25 protein-coding genes and 1 tRNA gene are annotated in these 22,350 nt (G+C 36.6%); 11 read left to right on the top strand and 15 right to left on the bottom strand.

Going from position 1 to position 22,350, the window contains the following annotated elements; genetic code table 11:
• Genes JG738_RS04965 through JG738_RS04955 form a run of 3 tightly spaced genes read right to left on the bottom strand, consistent with a single transcriptional unit; the run spans window position 1 to window position 3,151 of the window.
• Window positions 1-780 (bottom strand): TatD family hydrolase, encoded by a 780-nt coding sequence (locus JG738_RS04965; protein ID WP_201338644.1) that lies wholly within the window; start codon window positions 778-780, stop codon window positions 1-3.
• A complete protein-coding gene (locus JG738_RS04960) occupies window positions 777-2,321 on the bottom strand; it encodes an AAA family ATPase (RefSeq protein ID WP_201338643.1) in 1,545 nt (514 codons plus the stop codon). The genes JG738_RS04965 and JG738_RS04960 overlap by 4 nt, the downstream gene beginning before the upstream one ends.
• Window positions 2,309-3,151, bottom strand: a complete 843-nt coding sequence (locus JG738_RS04955; RefSeq protein ID WP_201338642.1) for an NAD(+)/NADH kinase — start codon at window positions 3,149-3,151, stop codon at window positions 2,309-2,311. Before JG738_RS04955 ends, JG738_RS04960 begins: the two co-directional genes overlap by 13 nt.
• Before the next feature lie 91 nt (window positions 3,152-3,242).
• Here JG738_RS04955 and aspS point away from each other — a divergent pair, with 91 nt between their 5' ends.
• From aspS to ppa, 11 genes are all read left to right on the top strand, one after another.
• Window positions 3,243-5,003 (top strand): aspartate--tRNA ligase, encoded by a 1,761-nt coding sequence (gene aspS / locus JG738_RS04950; protein WP_201338641.1) that lies wholly within the window; start codon window positions 3,243-3,245, stop codon window positions 5,001-5,003.
• Complete coding sequence (locus tag JG738_RS04945) at window positions 5,000-5,230, top strand: FeoA family protein (RefSeq protein WP_201338640.1); 231 nt, start codon at window positions 5,000-5,002, stop codon at window positions 5,228-5,230. The genes aspS and JG738_RS04945 overlap by 4 nt, the downstream gene beginning before the upstream one ends.
• A 2-nt stretch (window positions 5,231-5,232) precedes the next feature.
• The gene (locus tag JG738_RS04940; protein WP_201338639.1) at window positions 5,233-5,811 is read left to right on the top strand and encodes an adenylate kinase; all 579 of its coding nucleotides are present in this window, start codon (window positions 5,233-5,235) and stop codon (window positions 5,809-5,811) included.
• Entirely contained in the window at window positions 5,792-6,550 is a 759-nt protein-coding gene (locus JG738_RS04935) for a molybdopterin-binding protein (protein ID WP_201338638.1), read from the top strand. The genes JG738_RS04940 and JG738_RS04935 overlap by 20 nt, the downstream gene beginning before the upstream one ends.
• Complete coding sequence (locus JG738_RS04930) at window positions 6,541-6,816, top strand: DUF503 family protein (protein WP_201338637.1); 276 nt, start codon at window positions 6,541-6,543, stop codon at window positions 6,814-6,816. Before JG738_RS04935 ends, JG738_RS04930 begins: the two co-directional genes overlap by 10 nt.
• A 23-nt stretch (window positions 6,817-6,839) precedes the next feature.
• Window positions 6,840-6,922, top strand: a tRNA-Leu gene (locus JG738_RS04925).
• Window positions 6,923-7,050: 128 nt separating this feature from the next.
• Window positions 7,051-7,656 (top strand): TetR/AcrR family transcriptional regulator, encoded by a 606-nt coding sequence (locus JG738_RS04920; RefSeq protein WP_201338636.1) that lies wholly within the window; start codon window positions 7,051-7,053, stop codon window positions 7,654-7,656.
• Window positions 7,657-8,190, top strand: a complete 534-nt coding sequence (locus JG738_RS04915) for a carboxymuconolactone decarboxylase family protein (protein ID WP_201338635.1) — start codon at window positions 7,657-7,659, stop codon at window positions 8,188-8,190.
• Between the two features lie 3 nt (window positions 8,191-8,193).
• Window positions 8,194-8,523, top strand: coding sequence for a hypothetical protein (locus tag JG738_RS04910; protein WP_201338634.1), 330 nt, complete (start codon window positions 8,194-8,196; stop codon window positions 8,521-8,523).
• Between the two features lie 8 nt (window positions 8,524-8,531).
• Entirely contained in the window at window positions 8,532-8,936 is a 405-nt protein-coding gene (locus tag JG738_RS04905) for a DUF255 domain-containing protein (protein ID WP_201338633.1), read from the top strand.
• A gap of 49 nt (window positions 8,937-8,985) precedes the next feature.
• A complete protein-coding gene (gene ppa, locus JG738_RS04900) occupies window positions 8,986-9,507 on the top strand; it encodes an inorganic diphosphatase (protein ID WP_201338632.1) in 522 nt (173 codons plus the stop codon).
• A gap of 13 nt (window positions 9,508-9,520) precedes the next feature.
• Here ppa and JG738_RS04895 read toward each other — a convergent pair whose 3' ends face one another.
• The 12 genes from JG738_RS04895 to JG738_RS04840 form a co-directional block, all read right to left on the bottom strand.
• Window positions 9,521-10,915 carry an N-acetylmuramoyl-L-alanine amidase gene (locus JG738_RS04895; RefSeq protein ID WP_201338631.1) on the bottom strand — a complete coding sequence of 465 codons (1,395 nt, stop codon included), beginning with the start codon at window positions 10,913-10,915 and terminating at the stop codon, window positions 9,521-9,523.
• Entirely contained in the window at window positions 10,912-12,003 is a 1,092-nt protein-coding gene (locus tag JG738_RS04890) for a nitronate monooxygenase (RefSeq protein WP_201338630.1), read from the bottom strand. The genes JG738_RS04895 and JG738_RS04890 overlap by 4 nt, the downstream gene beginning before the upstream one ends.
• The gene (gene tyrS, locus JG738_RS04885) at window positions 12,003-13,202 is read right to left on the bottom strand and encodes a tyrosine--tRNA ligase (RefSeq protein WP_201338629.1); all 1,200 of its coding nucleotides are present in this window, start codon (window positions 13,200-13,202) and stop codon (window positions 12,003-12,005) included. Before tyrS ends, JG738_RS04890 begins: the two co-directional genes overlap by 1 nt.
• 8 nt (window positions 13,203-13,210) lie before the next feature.
• The gene (locus tag JG738_RS04880) at window positions 13,211-15,355 is read right to left on the bottom strand and encodes a bifunctional (p)ppGpp synthetase/guanosine-3',5'-bis(diphosphate) 3'-pyrophosphohydrolase (RefSeq protein WP_201338628.1); all 2,145 of its coding nucleotides are present in this window, start codon (window positions 15,353-15,355) and stop codon (window positions 13,211-13,213) included.
• The gene (locus JG738_RS04875; protein ID WP_084275756.1) at window positions 15,356-15,568 is read right to left on the bottom strand and encodes a DNA-directed RNA polymerase subunit omega; all 213 of its coding nucleotides are present in this window, start codon (window positions 15,566-15,568) and stop codon (window positions 15,356-15,358) included.
• A 3-nt stretch (window positions 15,569-15,571) separates the two neighbouring features.
• Window positions 15,572-16,297 (bottom strand): UMP kinase, encoded by a 726-nt coding sequence (gene pyrH / locus JG738_RS04870; RefSeq protein ID WP_201338627.1) that lies wholly within the window; start codon window positions 16,295-16,297, stop codon window positions 15,572-15,574.
• A 64-nt stretch (window positions 16,298-16,361) separates the two neighbouring features.
• Window positions 16,362-17,537, bottom strand: coding sequence for a murein hydrolase activator EnvC (locus tag JG738_RS04865; protein WP_201338626.1), 1,176 nt, complete (start codon window positions 17,535-17,537; stop codon window positions 16,362-16,364).
• Complete coding sequence (locus tag JG738_RS04860; RefSeq protein WP_201338625.1) at window positions 17,534-18,346, bottom strand: hypothetical protein; 813 nt, start codon at window positions 18,344-18,346, stop codon at window positions 17,534-17,536. The genes JG738_RS04865 and JG738_RS04860 overlap by 4 nt, the downstream gene beginning before the upstream one ends.
• The gene (locus JG738_RS04855) at window positions 18,333-19,007 is read right to left on the bottom strand and encodes a cell division ATP-binding protein FtsE (RefSeq protein ID WP_201338624.1); all 675 of its coding nucleotides are present in this window, start codon (window positions 19,005-19,007) and stop codon (window positions 18,333-18,335) included. The genes JG738_RS04860 and JG738_RS04855 overlap by 14 nt, the downstream gene beginning before the upstream one ends.
• Window positions 19,000-20,175: a tRNA (guanosine(46)-N7)-methyltransferase TrmB gene (gene trmB, locus JG738_RS04850; RefSeq protein WP_201338623.1), complete on the bottom strand. Its 1,176-nt coding sequence runs from the start codon at window positions 20,173-20,175 to the stop codon at window positions 19,000-19,002. The genes JG738_RS04855 and trmB overlap by 8 nt, the downstream gene beginning before the upstream one ends.
• Window positions 20,175-21,407, bottom strand: a complete 1,233-nt coding sequence (locus tag JG738_RS04845; protein WP_201338622.1) for a fibronectin type III domain-containing protein — start codon at window positions 21,405-21,407, stop codon at window positions 20,175-20,177. Before JG738_RS04845 ends, trmB begins: the two co-directional genes overlap by 1 nt.
• Window positions 21,328-22,320 (bottom strand): RluA family pseudouridine synthase, encoded by a 993-nt coding sequence (locus JG738_RS04840; RefSeq protein WP_201338621.1) that lies wholly within the window; start codon window positions 22,318-22,320, stop codon window positions 21,328-21,330. Before JG738_RS04840 ends, JG738_RS04845 begins: the two co-directional genes overlap by 80 nt.
• Window positions 22,321-22,350 lie beyond the last annotated feature (30 nt).

Raw genomic sequence — 22,350 nt, 5'->3', positions numbered from 1 at the left:
TCACCCTTTGCCTGCAAAATCAAAAAGCCTCATAGCATTTTTCGTTGTGATATCACAAATCTCTTCATAACTTTTTCCAAGAATCTCAGCTAATTTCTGTGCTACAAATTTGGTATATGCTGGCTCATTACGCTTGCCTCTAAAAGGATGAGGCGTAAGGTATGGTGCATCAGTTTCTAAAACAATTCTATCAAATGGAATCTTTGGAATAATTTCAACAAGTTTTTTAGCATTTTTAAATGTTAACACTCCTCCAATACCATAATAAAACCGCTCCTTGAGATCCAATAGCAGCGGACTAGCATTATAACAATGCAACACTCCCCCTTTTTTTCCTGCATGTGCGTGCAATAAATCATGCGCGTCTTGACTTGCCTCTCTGATGTGTACAATAAGGGGTAAATCAAACTCTTTTGCTAGCGTTATTTGATCGATAAAAACCTCTTTCTGCTTCTTTTTATTCTCTTCTTTTGCTGTGGGATCTTCGGGCAATCTATAGTAATCGAGCCCACACTCTCCAACAGCTACACACTTTGGATGGGAAATAAATTTTTTAAGATATTCTCTATCGTAATTATCCATATCATAAGGGTGCACTCCTACTGCAAAAAAGATCTCTTCATACTTTTCACTCAGTTCCACTGCTCGAGGTAAATCAGCTGGATCAGCTCCAGGTATCACCATTTTTACTACACCAGCCTCTTTTGCTCGTGCAATTACCTCATCAACATCTTCATAAAACATTTTATGATCAAGATGGGTATGTGTATCTATTATCAAATACTCTCCTTAAGTAGTTTTTTGGCAAAGTCTTTTGCTTCTTGCGTAATTTTTTCTCCACTTATGATTCTTGCAATCTCTTCAACTCTTTGTTCCTCTTCAATCTCTTTAACACTGCTTTTACCATTTTCTTTTGTTACTAAAAAGTGTTGATCAGCTAGACTTGCAAGTTGTGCTTGATGTGAAATAGCAAAAATTTGATAATTAGAAGAGAGTTTTTTGAGGATCTTTGCTACTGCCATAGACTCTTCACCGCTGATATTTGCATCTATCTCATCGAGTACTAAAATTCCCTTTTTCCCTCCCACATCGCTCCAGGCAGCCATAAAAGCAAGTCTTAATCTATTATACTCTCCAGAGCTTATATTTTTAAAACTTATACCATTAAGTAATACTTCTGCTTCATCTGCTCCACTTGCATCAAGTTTTTTATTCTCTATTGCTATAGTTGCTGCAGGGAGTTTGAGTTGATGGAGGTACTCATTGACTCTCTCTTGCACTCTTTTTGCTGCCTCTTTTCGTGTCTTTGTAATAGATGCAGCAATATCTTGCAACTGCTGCTGTAAAGAATCGAGCTCTTTTTGTAAATGCTCTTTTTCAAAACTGATATTTTCTAATGCTTCAAGCTCCTCTTTTTTCTTTTTATGCTGCTCTATTGCCTCTTCAATACTTCCATATCTTCTTTTTAATGATGAGAGCTCTTCGATTCTGCTTAAAACTGTTTCAATATCTACCTCTTCTAGCTCTTCTAGACGTGAAGTTTCTGCATAGAAAATATCGTGCAATTCATTCATAGTTGCAGTGAAAAAATCACTGCTTTTGCCTATGAGTTCTAGTGCCTCTTGCACTGCACTCTCATATTCAAAAATATTTTCTGCTCGCTGCAAAGCTTGTGCAATTTTTTCTTTTTTAGAGAGTTCTTTTTTTACCTGCATCAACTCTTCATACTCGCCTACTTGAGGATTGATGCGATCGATTTTTGCAATCTCAAACTCCAAAAACTCTCGCAACTCTTGTGATTTTTGCTCTTTTTGCTCAATCTCTTCTAAATGTTTTTTTGTCTTTATGTAGCGCTGATACAGCTCTTGCAAAAGAAGCTTATTTTTTACAAACTCATCACTCTCTACAAAATCATCTACAATATTTAAAATATTGGTGCTAGCGAAAAAACTCTGATCTTTTTGATTGAGATAAGAAACCATTGTAGAAAAAAGCTCTTGTAAAGACTTTTTCGAGATGCTCTGCTCATTGATAAAATAGCGGCTCTTCTCTTTTTTCATAGAGCGTATAATTACAATATTTTCTTCACTCTCTATACCAAACTTTTCAAGATCCACATTTGCTTGTACAACAATCTCACTCACTTTCGCTTCTGGATTTTTCATGCCAAAAAGAGCCAGCAGCGCATTTATAAGAACACTCTTTCCTGCTCCACTTGGCCCGGTAAAAACAATAAGAGAGTTACGAAAACTAAGCACTACCTCTTCAAATCCAAAATGTCCTTTGAGATAAAGCCGCTCAACCAAAGCTATATTCCCCATCCAAGTTTTTCGCGAAGCACATTGAAGTAGTTGCGCTCTTTGCGATGAATAAGTTTGGCACCAATTGGTGCTTTTTTCACTATTACAATATCTTTTGGTGTAAATTCATACATATCTTGTCCATCAATGACAATGAGAGCCGATTTGCTTTTCGTAGTAATTTTGAACTCAAACTCTGCAGGAAGTACCAATGGACGCTGCGTCAAAGAGTGAGGACAAATAGGTGTGAAGATGAAATCGTTTGAAAAAGGATAGACTACAGGTCCACCAGCAGAGAGATTGTATGCAGTAGATCCTGTCGGTGTTGAAATGATAAGTCCATCCCCATAGTAGCTATTCATGAGGCTATCTTCTATGAACACATCAATATATATCATTTTTGAGACTGCTGGTCTTGTGATAACTACATCATTAAATGAGAGGATGCGCTCTTTTTTTCCAAGTATAGCAATCTCTATCATCATGCGCGTATCTATGCGAAAATCATTCTTTTTTATTTTCTTTACAAAACTCTCAATATCTTCTGGTTTTATATCTGTCAAAAAACCAAGAGTCCCTACATTGATACCAAGTACAGGTTTATGATATTCATAACTCCGTCTTGCTACACTAATAAGTGTTCCATCTCCTCCTAAAGAGACAAGAATATCGCATGCCTGACACAACTCATCAAAACTCAAACCATCTTTCTCACCAATTATCTGTGCACTCGATCTATCAATTTTGATAGCAATATCCTCTTTTTCAAAAGCTTTTTTGATACGCTTATACGTATCTTTAAGCTTTTCCCCACCCGGTTTTATGATAATTCCTGCACACTTGATATCCATGGAACACTCTTTTTTTGTCATATTTTAACATATCATACTTTTTAAAGATTAGTTTTTGTATAATTGAGCCAAAAATTTAAAGGAAGAGAGTTTGCGAACACACTACTGCGCTCAACTAAATGAAAACGACGTAGGCAAAGAGGTAGTGCTCTGTGGATGGGCAAATAGCTACCGCGATCATGGAGGAGTCATATTTATAGATTTGCGTGATAAAACTGGACTTATACAGCTTGTATGTGATCCAGCTGATAGCCAAGAGGCACATAAAATCGCTACAAGAGTACGAGATGAGTATGTACTTATTGCTAAAGGAAAGGTGCGCTTGCGCGGTGAGGGACTTGAAAATCCACGCCTAAAAACTGGTAAAATTGAAGTAGTTGTGGATGAACTTACCATTGAAAACGAAAGTGCACCACTCCCTTTTATAATAGGTGATACAAACGTTAATGAGGAGATTCGTCTTAAATATCGCTATTTAGATCTTCGTACAAAAGATGCATATGAGACTTTTGAACTTCGCAGCAAGGTAGCAATTGCTGCAAGAAACTTTCTTGATGAAAATGGCTTTTTGGAGGTTGAAACTCCAGTTCTCACAAAATCTACTCCAGAAGGTGCAAGAGATTATCTCGTACCAAGCAGGCTCTATCCTGGAGAATTCTACGCTCTGCCACAATCACCACAGCTTTTTAAGCAACTCTTGATGGTAGCAGGATTTGATCGTTATTTTCAAATAGCTAAATGTTTTCGTGACGAGGACTTAAGAGCTGACAGACAGCCTGAATTCACCCAAATCGATGTGGAGATGAGCTTTTGCACTGAAGATGAAGTGATTGCAATTGCTGAAGGGCTCATCAAAGCGATTTTTACAGCTAGCGGTATAGAGGTTCAAACCCCTTTTCGCCGCATGCCATACCATGAAGCAATGGAGAATTACGGTAGCGACAAACCAGATCTTCGCTACGATCTTGAACTTGTCGATGTCATTGATATTTTTGAAGATACTGAGCTCAAAGTCTTTCGCGATATTGCACAATACAAAAAACTTAACCGTATCAAAGCTCTTCCAGTCAAAAAAGGTGCTGATGCATTGACGAGAAAAGATATCGATGAACTCACCAATTTCGTAGCGAAGTTTGGTGCAAAAGGTCTTGCATGGGTCAAAGTCAAAGAGGATGGAGATCTACAAGGTCCTATTGTGAAGTTTTTGAGTGAAGATGAAAAAAATAGACTTATAGAGCGTTGTGGCGTAGGAGCAGGAGATCTCATATTCTTTGGTGCTGGTGCTAAAAAAACTGTGCTTGATTATATGGGGAGACTCCGAGCAGAAGTAGCAAAAAAACTTGGACTCATAGATAAAGATAGATATGAGTTTGTATGGATTGTTGATTTTCCGATGTTTGAAATTGAAGAGGGAGAGGTCAAAATCAAAGCACTCCACCACCCTTTTACAATGCCGAAGAATGTAGATAGTGAAGATATCGAAGCGATGACCAGTGAAGCTTATGATATTGTTCTCAATGGTGTTGAGCTTGGTGGTGGAAGTATCAGGATCCATAAACCGCAAATTCAAAAGAAAATATTTGAGATCCTTGGAATTAGTGATGAAGAGGCACGTGAGAAATTTGGCTTTTTACTTGATGCACTCCAATATGGTGCACCCCCTCATGGAGGTTTTGCGCTCGGATTTGATAGACTTGTAATGCTACTAACAAAACGCGACAATATTAGAGATGTTATTGCATTTCCAAAAACGCAAAAAGCGCAATGTCTACTCACCCATGCTCCAAGTCCAGTAGACCCAGAGCAGCTTAAAGAACTCCATATAAGGATTAGAGAGCCGAAAAAGGTATGAAACTAAGTGATACAAAAAGCGGTGACATAGTACGAGTTGTTAGCTTTGAAAATGAGTGTAATGAGATGCAATGCAAGCTTGAAGCTATGGGCTTTCGGCGAGGAGATATTGTTAAAGTATTGCAAAAAAGTTTTTTTGGTCCCATTCAAGTGGAAGCTAATGGTACCAAAATTGCACTTTGTCGAGGACAAGCAAAAAAAATTGAAGTAGAAAAAATAAAGGAGTAGAAGTGAAAAAACTATTTTTAATAATTGGAGCCCCAGGAAGTGGGAAAACTACAGATGCAGAGTTAGTAGCAAAAAGAAACAGTAATAAAATTGTTCACTACTCTACAGGTGAACTCTTGCGCGCAGAGATTGCCAAAGGAACACCACTTGGCGCTACTATTGCTAGCTATGTTGATAACGGTAAGCTAGTACCTCTTGAAATTGTTATGGATACTATTAAAAATGCGATTTTAAATAGTGATAAAGATATTATCATTATTGATGGATTTCCTCGAAGCGTAGAGCAGATGGAAGCACTTGATGCAATGCTTGCACAAAGCCCTGATATTACACTCAAAGCTGTCATAGAGATAGTTGTAAGCGAAGAGACAGCAAGAGAGCGCGTGCTAGGAAGAGCTAGAGGCGCAGATGATAATGTAGAGGTCTTTAATAATCGTATGAAAGTCTATTTAGAGCCTTTACCAGAGATAGAGAAATTTTATGAAAGCAAGGGACTACTTAAAAAAATCGATGGTGAGAGAACTATAGAAGAGATTGTAGAAGAGCTAGAGAAGTTTATCCTTGAAAAAGCAAACTCCTAATTTTTATGCAGTAATAATCGGCACCGAAATTCTCAACGGAAGACGTGAAGATAGGCATTTTGCCTTTCTTCGTGACAGACTCCTTCAAAGGGGCTGGAAACTCAAAGCCTCTTTTGTTATTGAAGATGATCCACCTCTTATAGAAAAGATTTTCACCCTCATAAAAGATGATCCCAAAAGTGTAATGTTTAGTTTCGGTGGTATTGGAGCAACTCCAGATGATTATACAAGAGCAATAGCTGCAAAAGTCTTTGGTGATGGAAAACTCTATCTGCATGAAGAGGCAAAGAGGCGTATCATTGATAGATTTGGAAAAGATGCTTATCCCCACCGTATCAATATGGCAATGCTGCCAAAAGATGCAAAACTTTTGGATAATCCCATTAATAATGTCCCTGGATTTTATCTCCAAAAGAGATTTTTCTTTGTTCCAGGTTTTCCACAAATGGCTCACCCAATGGTAGAGCAAGCACTCGATCTCTTCTACCCCAAAGCTCCCAAACTTTATAGACTCACAATATGCGTAGAAGCGAGTGAAAACGATCTTTTAGATATCATGAAAAAGATACCAGAAGATATTGAGTTTTCTTCTTTGCCAGCTATTGAAGATAATCGATATCTTGATGTAATCTCTATTGCTTCTACAGATGAAAATGAAGCAAAACATTGGATGCAGTTTTTCATCAACGAAGTAGAAAAACGAGGCTTTAAATATAAAAAAACGGAACGATGCTCATAGTACATCTTCTCATCACACTGGATCTTCCCTATATCACATCTCTCAAAGGAAGACGCAAAATTCTCAACTCTCTCAAAGAGAAACTTAAACACCAAAATATGGCCATTGCCGATGTGAGTGGAGAATATGCAAAAGAAGCCAGTTTGGCTCTTCTTTTTTTTGCAAAAAATGAAAATGAAGCCCATAAAAAAATTGAAAAAGTACGTAATTTTCTTGATAACTATATGAGTGATATTGAATATACAATTTCTTACGAAATTTTGTAAAATATTTACTATAGCAGCTTCGCGTCCATGCGGCGAAACTGATAGACGCGCTAGATTTAGGATCTAGTGGAGCAATCTGTTGCGGGTTCGAGTCCCGCCCTGGACAGCGTATAAAATACTACGCAGTTCCTCAAAATATACTTTATACTTATCTATAAAATAATGTTATATTATTTGACTTACTTCTTGTTTTTTTATACTATCTTATTAGAGTAATTACTCTAAAGGCTTGTAATGGATAAAAAAGAGATAATTTTACAAACTGCTTTGGCGCTTTTCAATAACTATGATACAAAAACAATCACAACAAATCACATCGCCAAAGAGGCAGGTGTAAGTCCTGGTAATCTCTACTATCACTATAAAAACAAAGAGGAGATAATTTATGAGCTCTACAAGCAAATGATGCAAAAAATAGGCTTTCTCTCTGCTCCTTTGCCTGCATCGTTGTGCGAAATGAATACATATTGCCGCTATGTAGCAAATGTTTGGTGGGAATATAGGTTTTTGCGCAAAGAGCTGCTTTTTCTCATGCGCCGTGATCCTTTGTTACAACAGGCTGTCATAAAAGATAACAAAGCACAATATGAAAAACTGCTAGAACTTATAAAGCATCTTATCACCAATGGTTGTATCGAGAAAAAAGCGATGCAAATGCATCAGTTTATTGCCCAAACTATCATGCTTTATAGTCAGTTTTGGACACCATTTCTTACTATTATGGGAGAAAAAGAGAATGAAGCAGCAGCTTTACGTATCACCCAAGAGATTGAAAAAATTCTCCAGCCCTATCTTACACAAAAAGCAATCACTAATCTACAACAATGCAAAGGAGTTTAAATGGCATACATAAAATTACCTGAATTTGAACAGATGAGCCCAGCAATCCAGGAAAAAGCTCGCCCTATTCTAGAAAAAACAGGAACACTTGGTGAAATATTCAAACTACTCGCAGTTGATGAAAATATCTACAACGCCACCGATACAATGGTACAAAATTATCTTATAAAACAGACACATCTGCCCTACTATATTAAAGAAGCAATTGCACTTTTAATTTCAAAAGAGAATAGTTGCAAAATGTGTGTGGATGTGCATAAAAATATTGCAAAAATGCTCGGACTCACCCAGGAGCAGATCGATGAGATTTTGCAAGGGATAGATGCTATGCATACTGATGAAAAAACAAAGAGACTTTTGGAGTTTTGCATCCGTGCATCAAAAAAGGATAACTATAAAATGACACAAGAAGATATCGATGCAATCAAATCGTATGGATGGAGTGATGAAGAGATCCTTGAAGCAGTAGCAATAACTGGCTATTTTAACTATATCAATACACTATCCAATGTCTTTGGACTTGGAAAAGGATAAGAGATGCGATATATAATTACTGGGATATTTCTTTTATCAGTTTGTGCATTTGGATATTCAAGCAAAGGCATGAACGCATATAAAAAACTTTGTAGCCTCTGCCATGGTCCTGCATTCAAAGGTGCGGCCATGCTCAATAGCGATGAATGGGATGCAATGTTTGCCAATGGTGCAAAAAAACTCCGTACCTTACATAAAGAGTTTCCAAAGGCTCTAAAAAAGCTCAACTCATCATATTTCAAAAGAAGGGGTAAATATCTCCATAAATTTTTACATAACAATGGTAGAGATTTTGGAGTAGTACGTAGCTGTGATGGTCTCAACTGCGGATAGGAGATAGTATGCTTAAATTTATTATACTTTCTGTGCCTCTTTTGCTTGCAGCACAGATTCAATGGCAAAAGGATTTTTCTACTGCACTTGCAATAGCCAAGAAAAGCAATAAACCACTTATGATTTTTTATGAGAGTAAAAATTGCCACTGGTGTAAAAAAATGCTACACGAAACACTACACAACAAAAAGGTAAGTAGTCGTATCAACAATGAGGTTATAGCTGTAAAAATTTGGAAAGAGCGTAATGACTATCCAGCATCTTTTCGTGCTAAATACACACCAACAACATTTTTTATAACTCCAACCCAAAAACAGATTATAAGACCTATACTTGGTTATGTCAATGTCACATATTTTCTCTCCTATCTCGATGATGTCAAAAGAAGAAAAAAACGCTATAAACTTTTCTAAATCTTTCTTTTACTATAATAGTTTGCAAATTTGAAAAGAGGAGAGATAAATGGATCTAAGTAGAATTGGCTGTGGCGAAAATCCTGATAAAGTACATGCACTCATTGAGATCCCTTACGGTTCCAATATCAAGTACGAAGTTGACAAAGAGAGTGGTGCAATATTTGTAGATCGCATTATGTATAGCGCTATGTACTATCCAGCAAATTACGGCTTTGTACCAAATACGCTTGCTGCTGATGGCGATCCAGCAGATATCTTAGTACTTACAGACTACCCTTTGATTCCTGGTAGTGTTATAAAAAGCCGCCTTATTGGCGTTTTGGTGATGGAAGATGAAAGTGGTATGGATGAAAAGCTCCTTGCAGTTCCTGTTACAAAAGTAGATCCAACCTATGCAGATATCAACGATATTCATGACCTTCCACAACATACTCTTGATAAAATTAAAAACTTTTTTGAAACATATAAAATACTTGAACCAAATAAATGGGTAAAAGTCAAAGAGTATAAAGGAAAAGATGAAGCTACAAAAATTCTTGAAGAAGCAATACAAAACTATAAAGGCTAAGGGAGTTTCTCTCTTAGCGTTTACTGTTTCTAAAATAGCTCTCAATACCTGCTACAACACCTTCAGCAATAAGATTTTGATAATAAGGGCTCATTAAACGCATCGCTTCAGTGGGATTTGTAATATAACCAACTTCTATTAATATTGCAGGCATTTGTGCTCCAACAAGCACCCAAAATGGTCCAGGACGCACTCCCCCATCAACCACTTTGTAGCGAGAGCGTACTTTATAAAGGATGTTGCGCTGTATATCAATAGCGAGTTTGTTTGATTCGATTGTTTTTGCTCTGTTGATAAAATCCAAAAAAACGTTTTTACTATAGTAACTAAGATTTTCCATATCAGCTCTATTCTCCAATGCCGCAATACGCTTTGCTCGCTCACTTCTAGCTGGCGAGAGATAGAAAGTCTCAAGCCCTTTCATACTCAGATATTTACTTCTTTTTGGCGCAGCATTGGCGTGAATGGAAATAAAGAGGTGTGCTTTCACCCTATTGGCAAATTTCGTACGATTACGCAGCGTGACAAAGTAATCCCCTCTTCTTGTCATATAGACCTTAAATCCAGCATTTTTGAGTTTTTTATAGACACGCTTCGCAATTGCAAGAACAATATCTTTCTCTTTTTTGCGTTTGTACCCAATAGCTCCGCTATCTTTTCCCCCATGTCCTGGATCAATAACAATAACCTTTTTAGAATTTTCTACACTTTGTGGTACAGCTTTTGGTAGCTCTTTTTTACGTGCCACTTGCTTTGATGTACTCTTTTTGCCAAGATAAATGGAGAGTCTATTTCCTTTGATTTTGTAATTAGTCCCAAAAGGGCGGGAATGTTCGAAAACAATGCGGATTTTATTTGGAGTAAATTGGGCAATTTTAAGATATTTAACACTTTTGAGTCTATATGTTTTACTCTTAAATCCTAGTTTTCCTTCTATATCATAAATAATTTTATAGGAATTCTTTCTCTTCAATGTAGAGGTTGATATCCAAGAACTTTTTATGGGAGAATCGAAAAAGAAATCTATATATCCTCTTCCCAATACAACTTTTACCAATCTACTCTTAAGGAGTTTAACACTTTTCTTTGCATTCTTCTTTTTTTTATGTGCTTTGGAACTACTTTTTTTATCGCCAATGAGAGTATAGAGTTCGTTATCATATTCATTATGTGCAAGGCCTAGTTTTTTAGAACACTTTATAAGCCCCTGAAGCGCTTTGATGCGTAGATTGTTATCATTATCTATCATAGACTTTATGTACAAAGACTTGAATCTATTCAAGCCTTTGAGATTTTTGTCTTTATTATTTAAAGAGCAGTAGTAGTCAGCTTCTTTGATATTATTTACAACAGAAGCATGAAGGAAGGTAGTTAAAAATAGTACAAAAAGAAAAAATCTAATAATCACTCTCCCTCTACAAGCCGTTGCATCAACTCTTTGACACTGAGTAGTTCATTCAGCCGATACCCATTTGCACCACTAAAATAGAGACCTAACTCCTCATCACCTCTATATGCATCACTGAGTCTATCAGCTATACAGTACCCTACCTCTTTTGCTTCCACACCTCTGTGACATGGTGCAACGCAGTTACTTATGCATTTAATAGCAGGGCCTTCACACTTTTCAACAAGCTCAATGAGTTTTGTACGCACACCTCTTGCCGGATATCCTACAGGGGATTTGAGCAAGATAATATCCTCTTTTTTTGATTGCAAAAGAATTTTCTTAAATGTGTCACTGGCATCACACTCATATGTACCAATAAAACGTGTACCTATTTGTACTCCAGCAGCTCCCATATCAAGATACTTTTTAATATCGTTATGATCCCATACGCCACCTGCAGCTATAACTGGTATCTCTCCCCATTTTCTCGCTTCTTCAATGACTTGAGGAACAATATTTTCAAGCTGAAACTCTTCCATAAAACACTGCTCATAGGTAAAGCCTTGATGTCCTCCACTTAAAGGCCCCTCGACTATGACTGCATCAGGAATTTTATTGTATCTTGTAGTCCATCGTTTACAAATGATCTTCAATGCTTTTGCACTAGATACTATAGGCACAAGAGCAACATCTGGAAAGTCTCTCGTAAACTCAGGCATATTAGTGGGAAGTCCAGCACCAGTTATGATAATGTTAGCGCCAGCTTCGCAAGAGTCTCTCACTACACGTCCATAATCATTGATAGCGTAGAGGACATTTGCACCCAGTGGTGCATCGCCACAAATTTTTCTTGCATTTTCAAATATTTTAAAAAGCGCCTTTTTGGAGTAGAAATTTGCTGTCTCCAAAGGCCGTCCAGCCACCTCTTTTTCAATATATTTTTTATTTTGATAGTAGCCTGTACCTACAGAGCTTATAACTCCCAATCCACCCTCTTTACTCACATTGCCTGCAAGCTTGTCCCAGCTTATTCCTACACCCATTCCACCCTGGATGATAGGATATTTTATGGTGTATTTTCCAATTTTTAATGATGGCAAGCCCATTATAGCACCTTCAATTTCGCAAATTTACGTTTTCCTACTTGTGCAATATACTCTCCACTTTGTAGTTGCAAATCTTTATCTTGCACTTTTTCCTTATCTAAACGCACTGCACCAGCTTGGATATCACGGCGTGCTTGCGAAGTAGATGGCTCCAATCCAGCTTCTACAAGTGCCTTAGCTATCCAAATAGGTCCTTGTAATTCAACTTCTTTAAGATCTGAAGGTATATCTTTTTGTTTATGTATTTTATCAAATTCAGCTTTTGCAGCCTTGGCAGCTTCGCTGTTATGGTAGCGAGCAACAATCTCCATCGCTAAAAGCTCTTTTGCTGCTTTTGGATGGATCTGGCCAGTAGATACTCCCTCTTTGAGTGCTTTTATCTCTTCAAGGCTCTTACTACTCAAAAGCTCATAGTAGCGCCACATCAACTCATCTGAAATACTAAGAAGCTTTGCAAACATGGTATTTGGATCTTCAGTGACACCTATATAGTTACCAAGAGATTTACTCATCTTTTGTACACCATCAAGACCTTCTAAAATAGGCATCATTAAGACTGCTTGCTCTTTTCCTAAGCCATAACTTCTTTGCAGGTGACGTCCCATGAGAAGGTTAAATTTCTGATCTGTTCCACCAATTTCTATATCACTTTTGAGATGTACACTATCATACCCTTGCAAGAGAGGATAGATAAATTCACTAATTGCAATAGGTTTATTAGATTTAAAGCGTTTTTCAAAATCATCTCGCTCTAGCATTCTTGCAACACTAAAAAGTGTAGTCAGTTCTACTAACCCGCTCGCTCCCAAAGCATCAAGCCATTTAGAATTAAAAACGACCTGCGTCTTTGCCGGATCGAGCACTTTAAATACCTGCTCTTTGTAGCTCGTTGCATTTTTGAGCACAGTTTCGCGATCAAGTTTTTTTCTTGTTTCACTCTTTCCTGTAGGATCACCTATCATCGCTGTAAAATCGCCTATGATAAACTGCACTATACCGCCATATTTTTGAAAGGTTGCTAATTTTTGCAAAAGTACTGTATGGCCTAAATGGAGATCTGGTGCAGTAGGATCAAAACCCGCTTTAACATAATACTCTTTTCCAGAATTAAAATACTCTTTGAGAAGCTCTACAATTTTTTCTTCATCAATAATTTCTGCTGTACCTCTTTTGATTTCAGCCAGCGCTTCTTGAATCATCTATACTCCTATCTATTATATGCATCACTCGATTTTATAAATTCTATTATTTTAACTTTTGAAGCTATTTTTTTCCTTAAAACCTCGCTATCACTAATATTTGATTCAAACTCCATCTCACACATGTTGGTCTGCTCTACATTTTTACCCAGCTCTATGGAGATAATATTTATATCTATTTTTGATAAATATTGCAAGAACTGCGCAAGTGCACCTTTGCGATCAGGAAGAAGGGCTATAAGCTTATAGTGAGGCAATGAGTCCTCTTTCCACTCAATATAGAGCATTGAGACTCCCTCATCTATGAGTTTTTGAGCTTTGTGGCACATTTTGTGATGTACAATAGCTTTGCTTCCCTCTTTAAAAGCAACTATCTCATCACCCCTTTTTGGATGGCAGCAGTAGTCAAACTCCACACTATTTATAGAATAGCTTGTATATATCACAAAATTTTCAAGCTCTTTTGGCTCCAGTTTCACATGCTTTGGAGCAAGGAGATAGAGCATACCTTTTTTCTTTCTATATTCACTGAGGTATCTATTTTTTATCTCTTTAAGGTAATTAATCTCAGTTGCAATGCGGTGCAGCTGAGAAGTAAGTTCATGCTCTTCTATCCACTCTTTTATCTGCTCGGGATCTGTTCTTAGTTCGCTTGCCAGAATATTAATAGCAGCTTTAGCATTTATCTCTTTGAATTTTTGACGGCATAGAATGCGCATTTGCTCTTTTGCTTTGGAAGTTTTTACTGCATCTATCCAGCTACAGCGCAGTATTGGCTCTTTTACCGTTTCGATTCTAACAATATCTCCATTTTTAAGTTCACTGAGCAGCGTACTACGCTGCTTATTGATATAAGCAGCTTTTGCTCTGTTTCCAATATCCGTATGCACAGCATAGGCAAAATCAAGAGCAACTGCACCTCGTGGGAGGGTAAAAACATCGCCTTTTGGGGAGAAGACTGAGATATCTTCACTAAAGAGATCATTTTTTACAAGCTCATAAAACTCTTCGATATTTTCATTTTGATATTGGAGGTTCTCAAGCCAAGCAAGATTGACACCAACATCACCAATTTTATATTTCCAATGCGCTGCTACCCCAAACTCTGCAGTATGGTGCATTTTAAAGGTACGAATTTGTACTTCAAATATAGAAGAGTTGTCAAAAACAGTGGTATGAATAGTCTGGTAGCCATTCTCTTTTGGTACTGCTATATAATCTTTAAAACGCATTACTAAAGGCTTAAAGTTTGTATGAATAACACCAAGAACTTTATAGCAAGCAAGCTTCTCTTTTACTAGAATACGAATAGCAAGTAGATCAAGTACCTCTTCGATAGAGATACCTTTGCGCTGCATTTTGAGATAAATTGAGTAGTAGTGCTTGATACGCGAAAGTATCTCAAAATCGTCAATGCGAAAGCCGTTTTGCACCATTTTCTTTTTGACAACATCAATAAACTCATTGAGTTTCATCTGCAGCTCTAGCTTATGAGAACGAATAAATTGATCAATCCTTTCATACTCTTGTGGAAAAAGGTAATAAAAGCTGAGATCTTCAAGATAGTTTTTAATGGATGCAATACCAAGCCTATGAGCTATCGGGGCATAAACTACAAGAGTCTCCTCAGCAATTCTTTTTTGTTTTGCTTCTGGAAGAGCATCGAGAGTAAGCATATTGTGGAGTCTATCACAAAGTTTTACAATAAGAACTCGCACATCTTCAATAGAGGCTATGAGCATTTTACGAAAAGAGAGTGCTGAGGTGATGAGTTTTTCATTGGAATGAGAAGGGATAAGCTCTTCACTACGAATTGCAACGATTTTTGTAAGCCCCTCCACAAGGCTTGCCACATCTTTGCCAAAAAGATCTTCAATCTCTTCTATGCTATGAGGCGTATCTTCTACTACATCATGTAAAAGCGCACTTATAATCATCGTCTCATCATTGGTGATAAAAGCGGTTATAGCAGCTACTAAAATTGGATGAATAATATAAGGCTCTCCACTTTTACGGTACTGCCCCTCATGAGCATCTTTTGCAAACTGGAGAGCTTTTTGAACTTTTTTCGTAGGTGGATAGAGGCCAAAGAGAAGCTTTTGTGCTTCTTCAACACTCTTTATATTTTTAATCTTATCGATAAGCTCTTTCATTTACGAGGATTTTTTGACCTCGATACTAATTTTACCCTCTGCTATTTCCATAATAGCTATATCAGTATATTTAAATTTTTTTGGATCTACATCTACCATTGGAGGGTTCCCTAAAGCAAGCTCTTTAGCTCTTTTGGCTACTGCAAGGGAGAGGAGGTATCTATCAAATCCAACATTTTCCAATGCTTTTGCAGCTATCTGTTCAAGTCTCATCAGTTATTCTCCTTTTTTATCTGTAACTATTGAGCATTTTTCAAAATTTTCATTGACAATAATGTCGTAGAGATTTCCCTCTTCAAACATATTGCATACAATGATAGGAAGGCTGTTATCTTTCGCCAAAGCGATAGATGTATCATCCATTACCTTAATATTATCTTGTAGAGCTTCATCATAAGTGAGGCGAGGAAGTTTTTTTGCATCACTAAATTTTTGAGGATCCTTATCAAATATTCCATCAACTTTTGTAGCTTTTATGATCATCTCTGCACCAATCTCTACGGCTCTGAGTGTCGCTGCTGTATCGGTAGTAAAAAAAGGATTACCAGTTCCAGCAGCGAATATAACTATACGCCCCTTTTCAAGGTGTCTAATTGCTCGTCTTACAATAAATGGCTCACAAATCTCTTTCATATCAATAGCACTCTGTACTCGCGTCTTGAGACCAAAATACTCTAATGCTTCTTGGATAGCAACAGCATTGATTACAGTGGCCAGCATTCCCATATAATCACCAGAAGATCGTTTAATTATCCCCTCTTTCGATGCGTTAACGCCACGAATAATATTACCTCCCCCAACAACGAGACCTACTTCTACTCCATTATCCACAAGAGGCTTTATTTCAGAAGCTATATATTTGAGCGTTTTGCTATCTATTCCATGCCCATTTTCATTTGCCAAAGCTTCACCAGAAAATTTGATAAGAACTCTTTTTGCCATTCTAATCCTCTTTATGAAAGTTTGCCAATTTTATCTAAAAATAGATAATAAAGCCCTAAAACTCTCAATTAATTCTTATAAGATCAAGAGGATTGATGTGGGCATTGTTTTTAGTTACTTCGAAGATAAGTTTATTGTTCACACGCCCTATTGTATAGCCACGTTTAATCTTGCGCCCCTTTTTAACATAAGGTGCAAGTTTGTCAAGATATGCATAGATAGTATAGAGACCATTTTTATGCTTAACAATGACTACATTTTTAAGATGCGGCGTCCATTTAGCGAGTATAACACGACCATTAAGAACGTTGCGCACTTTTGCATTTGGCATGATAGGTTTGAGTTCTACATTTTCATTAGGTATATCGATATTGTAGATAGGATCTCGATACACACCATAGCGCTTTATAATAATAAATTTTTCCAAAGGAGGTATTGTTTTTGGTCCACGATAGCGCACTGTACGAATTTTTTTGTAACTCTTCTCTCCATATTTTTTGACTTTGACTTTAGCAGAAGCTGTTGATTTTTTCGCAGATTCTTTTAGAATACTAAGTTTTCTCAGTGTTTTTTGAAGAGATTTTCGCTGCTCTATCAATTTTTTGATCTCTTCATTATACCGTCTCTTTTGCTCATCTAGCTTTGCAAGTTTTTTCGATTTTTCACTTTTTAAACGTTTGAGTTCCTCTTTGTTGCGCAATAACTCCGCTATCTCTTTTTCCAATTTCACAAGTTTTGTTTGGTTTTGTGTCAGTTTGCTTTTTGTATCTTGATAAGCTTGACTCACTTGCTTGAGGTGCATATCTGCACTTTTTTGTATCGCTTTGAGGATCTCTTCTTTTATAACATCCTCTTCCGTTGGATTTTGCAAGGAAGTGAGGAGCAAAGATTTAGAAAATGATTGTGTGATCAATAGCACAAGTTGCTGCTTGAGTGTTTTTTCTTTGAGGGTAAGTTTTTCAATATCATTTTTCGTGAGATTGTACTCAGTCAGTTTTTGGCTATATTGCTTCTGAGCATCTTTTAAAAGGGTCTCAATTTTAAGAAGCTTTTTGTCGATGCTGGATAAATCCTTTTGCAATCTCGTAATACTCTTTGCAAGCTTTGCTAAACGAACATTCAACCCTTTTATCTGCAAAGTAGTTTTTTGCAATGCTTGACGGGAACTCTTAATCTTTGTATCAATTGTGGCACCAAAACTAAAAACTATGGCTATTATGAGGGTAATTACTATTCTCATGTGAGCTTTTGCTTCCTTGCAGATACAATGAGAATATTAAATATCGATATAATTATGCCCAGTCCAAAGAGCCAAGCCATATCTTGCACAAGATCATTAATACCAATGGAAATATTCTCCACACCCAGTAGTTCTTCAAGATAATTTGTAGAGAGAAAATAGTAGTAGATACCAAAAACAAGCAGTGTACTTATCAATGTATCAATAAAAGAGAGTTTAATAAGAATAGCATTACGCATCCAAAGCGGAGCACCAAAAAGCGCCATAATATACATTCTCTCACTATGCTCCAGATTCCAGATCTCAATCTGTTTAAATACGAGCATAATACTAGTTATAAATATAATTCCTAAAAAGAGTTTCGAGATGTTTTTTAAAAAAATCAAGAATTTATAGATCTTCTCGTGTACCTTTGTAAAGGTCTCTACTCGTGTAATCCCATCAATTTGTAGCAATCTCTTTTTGATTTCACGAAGTTTTTGTGTTGAAGGAAATGATGAGAGATAAATTTTGTAAAAATTTGGCAAGAAATTTTTGAGTTCTTTGATATCTATCTCTATCCCATTTGTTTGCAGTCGTTTGAGAAACAGCGTACTATCTATTGGCTGGATTTTTTGAATATCTGGAATATGTACACGAATCTCTTGCAGTGTCAACTTCTTCTTTGCAACCACCACAATGGAGTAGTCTTTATTGAGATTGTTTTCATAATTGATAATGATTTTATCTATAATGAAATAGAACTCTACTGCAAAAAGTATTGCAAAGAGTGGAATTATAAGGGATATATGGTTTCTAAGAGATCTCATAGACTTTTCCATCTTCTATATAAAAATGTTTAAAAGGCACTTTCAAACTAGTCGGAATGGAGTGTGTCACCACTACCACTGTTGTACCAAGTTGTTCATTGGCACTCTCCAAAAGCCCCCATATCACACGAGAAGAGTACTCATCAAGATTACCTGTGGGCTCATCTGCTAAGATAATCACGGGATTGTGTGCTAAAGCTCTTGCCATCGCAACTCTTTGCTGCTCTCCACCACTTAGCTCCAATGGATAGTAGTTCTCTTTACCAGTAAGATGCACATGTCTTAAAAGTCTCGCAGTCTGGGCTTCACATACATTTTTACTATATCCGGCAATCAAAAGAGGCAGCATAACATTTTTTTTCACTGTCCACTCTTTAATCAGCTTATAGTCTTGAAAAATAATCCCAAGATATTTGCGCAAAAAAGCAAGCTTTGAACTGCTTATGTCATTGAGAGAGACTCCACCGATTTGTAATATTCCTTGCTTTGGCTTAAGTTCACCATAAAAAGATTTAAGAAGTGTACTCTTCCCACTTCCACTTGGACCTGTAATAAATACAAAACTACCACTTTTGATAGAAAATGTTGAATCTTTTATAATGGGAGTATCTTTTTTATATTCAAGATAGAGATCTTTAGCGACAATAACATTTTTAGACATTGAGAAACTCTTCTATTTTTTTATGTGCTTTAATATTTGCCTGTGAAGCAATAGGCTTTTTTGGATAATATTGTGCCGAACCTTCACTTAAAAGCAGGTATAGATGTGTTGGTCTATCAAAACTTCCAAAGGAAACTTCAGCTAAAAATCTATTTTCTTCTATTTTATAGAGTTTTTCAAAATGGATAAAATAATCATTATATACTTTTGGTTTTGTATCAAAATTTTCAACAAAGTGTTTATATGAAGAGATTTTTGAAAAAGTAAAATCAAAATGAAGATCTATCTGAGGTGATTCTTGTAATGCATACATACGAATATCGTAAATATCTTTGCCAAGTCTTACCCATCTATCTTCGTATTTACTACTTACTGGTGGCTCAATATTTTTTGTTACTTCCAGTTTGGATTTTTCTCTTTCTAAAAAGAGCTCTAATGCATAGTCAAAGTAAGCTCTGCTATCAGTGCGTAGTTCCAAAACGCCGCCAGGTTTTAAAGTACGCTCTGCCTCTTGAATAAATTTTTTAGATATTACACGTCTATGAGGCTTTTTGTCCCAAGGAATAGGAAAATGAACAAAAATTTTTCCTACTATATTTGATGGTACAAACTCCAAAAAAAGCCTTGCATCATAATCGATAACCAAAAGATTATGAATATCTTGCAAAGCAATTTGTTTAAGAAGCTGCTCAATAGATGGCTTGTGAATTTCTATACCAATAAACTGAATATCGGGGTTATTCTTGGCTTGATAGAGTAGATGCCGCCCACTTCCAAATCCAATCTCAATCCATACCTCTTTTTTGGTTGGAAAATGTTCGATAAAGTAGTCTATATCTTTTAAAAAACTTTTCGCTTTATCTATATGAACAGGCTTTATTGAAGAGAGATTGTCATGTACTACATCACAATTTGCCAATTTGCAAAAATATTTCAATGCTCCTTTGAGGATATATGTAGGAGCAATACGTGTAATCTTATCGCCTTTGATAATATAATGCACATCCTTTGGCTTAATTGTCAAAAAAAATTGATGCTCTTCAAATCGTACAGCTACAAGAGTATCTTTCGTATTCGCATATCCTCTTGCAAACCATAAAAACTCATATCCATCCGATTTTACTGGTGTAGCGAACTCTTTGTAACTCTTTACAACTATATGTGGCATTACTTCTCTATTGTAAACTCTATAGTTTTGCTTGGTTCAGAAACTATTCCATATTTGTCTACTGCTATGACCTCATACTTATATTTTGCTCCAGGCTTCAGGCCAGCATCACTGAAACTTGTACTTTTTATATTTTTAAAAACATACTCATTACTATTCATAAAGCCTAACTTTTCTACTTTTTTGATAATAAAACTCTCAGCCCTCTTATCTGGTGATTGCCATGTTACAAAAAATGTTTTACCTTCAACTTTGTAATTTAAAATGACTGGAGGAAGAGGTTTGCTTAAAGTCTTTCCAACAACAGGAACATCTTGTTTAAAACTTTCTAGTCCATCTTTATCTACGGCAGTAACTTTATAGTAATATTTTGCTCCATCTTTCTTGATGAGATCGGTATATTCAGTTTTTTTGGCTTTGGCAATTTTCAGATAAGGACCTAACTCAAAAAAACTCCTATATATATTGTAATGATCGATATCTGGTTCACTGTTTGGCTGCCAGTGGAGAACGATTTTTCTAGGGAGATTTTGTGAAGCTTGCAAGCCTTGTACGATTTTAGGTCTTGGTTTCGTTGAAGCTTGTACGACTTTACTTGGCTTAGAAACGATACCATCACATGTTTTAACTTTGATACGATAATAGTAGGTTTTATTATCTTTTAGCCCTTTATCGATATATTCAGCTTTGAGTCTTCCTTTGATAGTAGCAATCTCTTTCCATTTATCACTTCTAGGCTCACTTCTTTCAATAATATACCACTCAACTCTTTGATAAGGGTGTGGACGCCAAATGATTTTTATCTCTCTTGGTAAGTGATCAATGGCATCAATAAATGGAACTGATTCTGGAATTGGGAGTGTGCGTACACGTACGGGTTTACTTGGACGCGATTCTACACCATTTTTTGTAAAAATGCTCATAGCATAAACGTATAACGTATCTGGTTGAAGATCTTTATCGATATAGTGAGAGCTATATCTATCCTCAATTGTAGCTATACGTTGCAGTTTTTTCCCCTCTTGAGCACGATAGAGGTAGTATCCTTCTACTTTTTCACTATAAAGAGGAGTCCACTCCAATGCCACACTCGTAATATCACTAATAGTACGAATAGTCTGCACAGTAGGTAAAGAGAAATCTACCTTTGGTTTAGCTGGTTTTGGCTGTAATCCACAACCCGCTAGAAAAATCAAAGAGCTTATCAAAAGTTTCTGGAATAATCTTTTCATATACATTCTCCATTTCAAAATTTTTTTGCAAAAACTGCTGCATATCATCTGGCAAAGGAGCTACAAAACGCATCTCTTTATTGCTTTTAGGATGGCGTAAATACAGAACATACGCATGTAAAAATACTCTTGGAATAGTAGCTTTTTTGCTCTTAAAGCCGTATAAACTATCCCCTAATATATGTCTTTGCAGCGAAGCCAGATGCACGCGTATCTGATGCGTGCGTCCAGTAAAAAGCTTCGCGCCTATAAGCTCATAAACACCGTTTTTGCTCTGCAATATTTTTACAAATGCAGACCGAGCGACTCTTCCACTATTTATTATCGTCATTTTGAGACGATTTTTTGGGCTTCTCCCAATTGGTTTGTCAACTATGATATTCTCTTTAAGCGGAGGCTCAATAATAGCAAGATAATATCGTCCCATCGATTTGTCTTGCAGCTGCTGCGATAATGCCAGATGGACCTGGTCGTTTTTGGCAACTACAAGTAATCCACTCGTCTCTTTATCGATTCTGTGTACTATACCGTGACGCTCTTCTCCACTAAGGGTAGAAAGACTTATACCTTTTGATTTGAGCCAGTCTACAAGTGTAGCCTCTTTAACACTTGGTGCAGGATGCACAACAATGCCACTAGGCTTGTTTACTACTAAAATATCTTCATCTTCATATACAATATCTACTTCAAAATCTACATCACACCTTTGACTTTGTCGTGGCTTTGGTAGATTGACAACTATCTCATCACCCTCTTTGAGTCTGTATCCAGTTTTTGTGATCTTTTGATTGTCTACAGTAACAAAACCGCCTTTTATAAGCTGCTCAATCTGATTACGGCTCTTTTGTAGTTCTTGTGTCAAAAACTTGTCAAGTCTCTCTTTTTGCTGCGCCTCAAAATGCAATTCATCCAATATTAAACCTCTTCAGTGTATAATTTAGCA

Origin of the sequence: Nitratiruptor sp. YY08-26, assembly GCF_016593215.1 — a bacterium.
Taxonomy (GTDB): Bacteria; Campylobacterota; Campylobacteria; order Campylobacterales; family Nitratiruptoraceae; genus Nitratiruptor; species Nitratiruptor tergarcus.
The sequence above is the reverse complement of the archived record's forward strand: the minus strand, read 5'-3'. Positions and strand labels throughout refer to the sequence as shown.